General features: G+C 59.1%; 7 protein-coding genes. 5 read left to right on the top strand and 2 right to left on the bottom strand.

Features of this window, described 5'->3' with window-relative positions:
• Window positions 1–399 (top strand): AI-2E family transporter (locus tag A3714_RS01935; RefSeq protein WP_156493810.1); only part of this gene is annotated, 399 nt, incomplete at its 5' end.
• A gap of 49 nt (window positions 400–448) precedes the next feature.
• On the opposite strand, the gene bcp is transcribed toward A3714_RS01935, so the two are convergent.
• Both bcp and A3714_RS01925 read right to left on the bottom strand, forming a co-directional pair.
• Window positions 449–925 carry a thioredoxin-dependent thiol peroxidase gene (gene bcp / locus A3714_RS01930; RefSeq protein WP_062816947.1) on the bottom strand — a complete coding sequence of 159 codons (477 nt, stop codon included), beginning with the start codon at window positions 923–925 and terminating at the stop codon, window positions 449–451.
• A 54-nt stretch (window positions 926–979) separates the two neighbouring features.
• Window positions 980–1,507 (bottom strand): glycine cleavage system protein R, encoded by a 528-nt coding sequence (locus A3714_RS01925; RefSeq protein WP_156493050.1) that lies wholly within the window; start codon window positions 1,505–1,507, stop codon window positions 980–982.
• A 386-nt stretch (window positions 1,508–1,893) separates the two neighbouring features.
• Here A3714_RS01925 and dapA point away from each other — a divergent pair, with 386 nt between their 5' ends.
• From dapA to purC, 4 genes are read left to right on the top strand one after another with little or no spacing between them, the layout of a single operon-like run.
• Window positions 1,894–2,778 (top strand): 4-hydroxy-tetrahydrodipicolinate synthase, encoded by an 885-nt coding sequence (gene dapA, locus A3714_RS01920; RefSeq protein WP_062816949.1) that lies wholly within the window; start codon window positions 1,894–1,896, stop codon window positions 2,776–2,778.
• The gene (bamC, locus tag A3714_RS01915; RefSeq protein WP_063508617.1) at window positions 2,775–3,389 is read left to right on the top strand and encodes an outer membrane protein assembly factor BamC; all 615 of its coding nucleotides are present in this window, start codon (window positions 2,775–2,777) and stop codon (window positions 3,387–3,389) included. The genes dapA and bamC overlap by 4 nt, the downstream gene beginning before the upstream one ends.
• A 5-nt stretch (window positions 3,390–3,394) precedes the next feature.
• Entirely contained in the window at window positions 3,395–4,168 is a 774-nt protein-coding gene (locus A3714_RS01910; protein ID WP_063508616.1) for an MBL fold metallo-hydrolase, read from the top strand.
• 25 nt (window positions 4,169–4,193) lie between these two features.
• Window positions 4,194–4,910, top strand: a complete 717-nt coding sequence (gene purC / locus A3714_RS01905) for a phosphoribosylaminoimidazolesuccinocarboxamide synthase (RefSeq protein WP_063509243.1) — start codon at window positions 4,194–4,196, stop codon at window positions 4,908–4,910.
• Window positions 4,911–4,952 lie beyond the last annotated feature (42 nt).

The following is a 4,952-nucleotide window of genomic DNA, read 5'->3' as shown; positions in this document are numbered from 1 at the left end:
TTCCTGTTGCTGGGCATGCATTACACCGTGCTGTTGGCGGTGCTGGTGGGGCTGTCGGTGGTGGTGCCCTATATCGGCGCCACCGTGGTGACACTGCCCGTGGCGGCGGCGGCCTATGTGCAGTTTGGCTGGAGCGGAGATTTTGCTCTGGTGATGGTGATTTACGGTGTGATCCAGTTTGTGGATGGCAATATTCTGGTGCCGTTGCTGTTTTCGGAAGCGGTGAATCTGCACCCGGTAGCGATTATTACCGCGATCCTGCTGTTCGGGGGGATGTGGGGATTATGGGGGGTATTCTTCGCTATTCCCCTGGCCACCTTGATCAAGGCGGTGATCAATGCCTGGCCCAGCCAGGGGGACTACCCGGACCCTGGGCCGACGGTGCAGGCCGATACATAGCGGCGTTACGCGAGGGGCGCGGCGGCGCCCCTTGCCGTGAAGCGGCTCCCTAGATTCCCAGTGCGTCCAGTTCTGCCAGCAGATCCTCGTGATGGCTCTTGGTTTTGAACTTGTCCATCACTTTCACCAGCTTGCCGTCCTTGCCGACAATAAAGGTGGTGCGGATCAGCCCCATGAATTCCTTGCCCATGAATTTTTTCATGCCCCAGCAACCGTACTTCTCGGCAACGGCATGATCTTCGTCGGAGAGCAGGGGGAAGTTCAGATCATGTTTGTCGATGAATTTGGGCAGCCGTGCCACCGGATCCGGACTGATGCCAAACACCACCACGCCACGTTTTTCCAGCTCGGCTTTGGTATCGCGGATACCGCAGGCCTGGGTGGTGCAGCCCGGGGTGAGTGCCTTGGGGTAAAAGAAAATGACCACCGGGTTCTTGCCTTTGAAGGATTTCAACTCAACCGGGTTGCCGTCCTGATCGGGCAGTTTGAAGTTGGGTGCCAGATTACCAATCTTGGGATGTGCCATATCGGGTCCGTTTCTCTTTCTGAGGTTGATGGTATAGCCGTCTGAGCGAGCCGTTCAGCGTTTCGGCGTCATGGTGGCGTCCAGGTTGCGCGCCTCACAGAAGTCCAGGAAGGCGTCGCGCAATTCGGCCACCGATTGTTCCGCGTTCATGCTCAGCACCAGGTGAAGGCTGAACATGCGGGTGCCGGTGTGAGGCGCCGCGTAGGTGCCGGTATGCAGATCATCGATATTGATGCTGCGGCGGGAAAAGAAATTGGCAATTTCGTGGACGATGCCCGGGTTATCCATGGCGACCACCTCTACCTCGTAGGGCAGGGCGCGGGCCTGCAGGTCGCGGGGGCGGGTACGCTTGAGGGTGATCAGCAGGTCCAGTTCGCCAGCCAGCTTGTCCCGGTCTGTTTCCAGCTGGTCCAGGGTCGCGTCGCTGCCGGACACCAGCATCAGCACGGCAAACTCACCGCCCAGCACCGTCATGCGAGAGTCGAGGATATTGCCGTTGTGCTCCAGCACCGCCCGGGACAGCGACTCCACAATACCCGGGCGGTCTGAACCCAGGGCCGAGATAACGATGAGTTGTTCCATGATGCGCTCCGCAGGCATTGTCTTGTTGGTATTTTGAGAGTGATGTGGTGAGAGTTTAGAGGTTTTCTGCGGGGTGTGCAGGGGGCTGAAGGCTTATCCTAGGCGCTGGGCCCCGAAGCAAAACCATGGCGGGGAGTGAGTGACAAGGTTCGAAAGGCAACACCGGGTTTGTCTTTTCGAAACTTGCACCGCGTGACTCGCTTCGGCCTGTTTGCGGTGGAGCGACCGTTTGATCTCGCTGGCTCGGTTTCGACAAAGGGCTTGCCGGGCGTCAGGCATCTGGCGTCCGGCGTTTTCGAGGTTTACCATAGCGCCCTTCGACGACAGGGTCCGGTGCACCGGAATAATCGCGATTGCGCCCGATTGGCGCAAAACAGGAGACAGGCATGATCCGTGGCAGCATTGTAGCGCTGGTAACCCCCATGCGCGCAGACGGAGCAGTGGACTGGGAGCGCTTGCGCGCCCTGGTGGACTGGCATGTGGAGCAGGGCACCCACGCCATCGTTGCGGTGGGCACCACGGGCGAATCCGCCACTCTGGGCTTTGAAGAGCACGATAGTGTGATCCGTGAAGTGGTGGCCGTGGCCAAGGGCCGCATACCGGTGATTGCCGGTACCGGCGCCAATAACACCGACGAAGCCATCCGCCTGACCCGTGATGCCAAGCGCGACGGTGCCGATGCCTGTCTGCTGGTGACCCCGTATTACAACAAGCCGCCCCAGGAAGGCCTCTACCAGCATTATCTGGCGGTGGCCCGGGCGGTGGATATCCCGCAGATTCTCTACAATGTGCCTGGCCGGACCGCCTGTGATCTGTTGCCGGAAACGGTTGAGCGACTCAGCAAGGTGCCCAATATCATCGGCATCAAGGAAGCCACGGGGAACCTGGAGCGCGCCCGGGAAATCCGCGAGCGCTGCGGCGATGATTTCATGCTCTATTCCGGGGACGATGCAACGGCCATGGATTTCATCCTGGCCGGCGGGCACGGTGACATCTCGGTAACCGCCAACGTGGCGCCGGCCAAGATGGCTGCCATGTGCGAAGCGGCCCTGGCTGGCGATGCGGATCAGGCCCGGGCACTGAATGCGGAACTTGAACCCCTGCACCGTGATCTGTTTATTGAAGCCAATCCGATTCCGGTGAAATGGGCACTGTATGAAATGGGCCTGATTGACCTTGGTATCCGCTTGCCGTTGGTACCGCTGTCAGAAGCGGCCCAGCCGCGATTGCGCGAGACCATGCGTCAATGCGGCCTGCTGGAGGTTAAATGAAGAATGCGGCGTTAACGCTCGCACTGTTGGTATCCGCCACATCCGGTTGTAGCTGGTTGCCGGATAGCAGCCTGAATTATCGTGATGCGCAGGTGCTGGAGCCCATGGAGGTTCCGGAAGATGGCGTATTCATCGGCGAGCAACCGCTTTATTCGGTGCCACGCCAGGAAGAACGACTGGTGGGCCGTGGTGAGGACGAGAAACGCTTTGCCGTTCCCAGACCGCCCCAGCTGGTGGTGCTGGGAAGCGCCGATGACGACGAGGCACAGCAGCCGGCGCCCAAGGATGCCTCATCCAAGGCGATTCTGGCCCGTGACGGGAACGGTTACCCGATCATCATGATGTCCACCCGCTTTGCCTGGGCCTGGGAATATGTGGGCGAGGCCCTGGGCAAGACGGACCTGAAGATCAGCGACCGGGATCGTGAAGTGGGCATTTATTATCTGAGAGTGCCCGAGCGCTACACCCTGGGAGCCAAGAGTGCCCAGCTGAAGCTGAGCCACACCACCAATGGCATCCAGGTGGCAGTGTTGAATGAAGAGGGGACTGCGCTGGTGGAAAAGACGCCCGGCCAGGCCATTCTCGAACGCATTTTTGACGAACTGAATTAAGCATCATGAAGTTGGCATCCCTGGGCAGTGGCAGCAAGGGCAACGCCACCCTGGTGGAAGCAGACGACACCCTGGTGTTGATCGACTGCGGGTTTACCGTCAAGGAAACCGAGCAGCGACTGGCCCGGCTGGGTCTGGCCTCAGATCAGCTCAGCGCGATTCTGGTAACCCACGAGCACGGTGATCATATTCGCAGTGCCGGGGCGCTGGCCCGCAAGACCGGTTGCCCGGTCTACAGCTCCTTCGGTACCGCGAGTGCGGTACAGGGCAAGCGCACCAGTCTGAGCGGCGCCAACTGGCAGGAAGTGCGACCGGGGCGCCCCTTTACCATTGGCGCCATGCAGGTTCTGCCGGTATTGGTACCCCATGATGCGCGTGAACCTTGCCAGTACCGCTTTAGCTGGCAGGGCCGAACGTTGGGTGTGCTCACGGATCTGGGGGCAATCACTCCCCATGTGGTGGAGGCCTACCAGGATTGCGATGCGCTGGTACTGGAATGCAACCATGATGCGCAGATGCTGGTTAACGGCCCTTATCCGCCGTCGTTGAAACGTCGTGTGGGTGGTATGTTGGGGCATCTGAGCAATGATCAGGCGGCGGCCTTGCTCCGTCAGGCCAATGTGGATCGCCTGCAGCATCTGGTGCTGTCGCATCTGAGCGAGCAGAACAACACGTCCCGGCATGCATTGGATGCCATTGAACAAGTGGTAACCCAGGGACGCGAACGAATTGGCGTTGCCAGCCAGACGGAAGGGTTTGGCTGGCTGCAAGTACATTAATACTGACCCGAATAAAGGCCTTTCCATGGAAAAACGCGACGAGTTGTATGCCGGCAAAGCCAAGTCTGTATACACCACCGATGACGCGGACAAACTGATCATGCTGTTCCGCGACGATACCTCGGCCTTTGACGGCAAGAAGAAAGAGGCACTGGCGCGTAAGGGAGCGGTGAACAACCAGTTCAATGCCGCCATCATGGAAAAGCTCAAGGCGGCCGGGATTCCCTGTCATTTCGAGAAGATGCTGTCACCGGTGGAGTCACTGGTGAAGAAGCTGGACATGATTCCGGTGGAATGCGTGGTGCGCAATATTGCCGCTGGCTCTATCTGCCGTCGTCTGGGGGTGGAAGAAGGCCTGGAACTGAATCCGCCCACCTTCGAATTCTTTCTCAAGAACGATGACCTGGGCGACCCCATGGTCAACGATTACCACATCCGCAGCTTTGGCTGGGCCACCGACGAGCAGGTGGCGCAAATGAAGACTCTCACCTTCCAGGTCAACGAAGTACTGAAGCAGCTGTTTCTGGATGGCGGCATGCTGTTGGTGGATTACAAACTGGAATTTGGCGTGTTTAATGGTGAGGTGCTGCTGGGCGATGAGTTCAGCCCGGACGGCTGCCGCTTGTGGGACAAGGACAGCCGGGAAAAGCTGGATAAAGACCGTTTCCGCCAGGGCCTGGGTGGCGTGGTGGAAGCCTATGAAGAAGTGGGACGCCGATTGGGGATGCAGTTTCAGTACTGATTCACGGCGTGCCGGTACAACTACACACTGAAGAATAATAAG

Source organism: Alcanivorax sp. HI0007 (assembly GCF_001635525.1).
GTDB lineage: Bacteria > Pseudomonadota > Gammaproteobacteria > Pseudomonadales > Alcanivoracaceae > Alcanivorax.
This window is presented reverse-complemented; position numbering and strand designations above follow the sequence as displayed.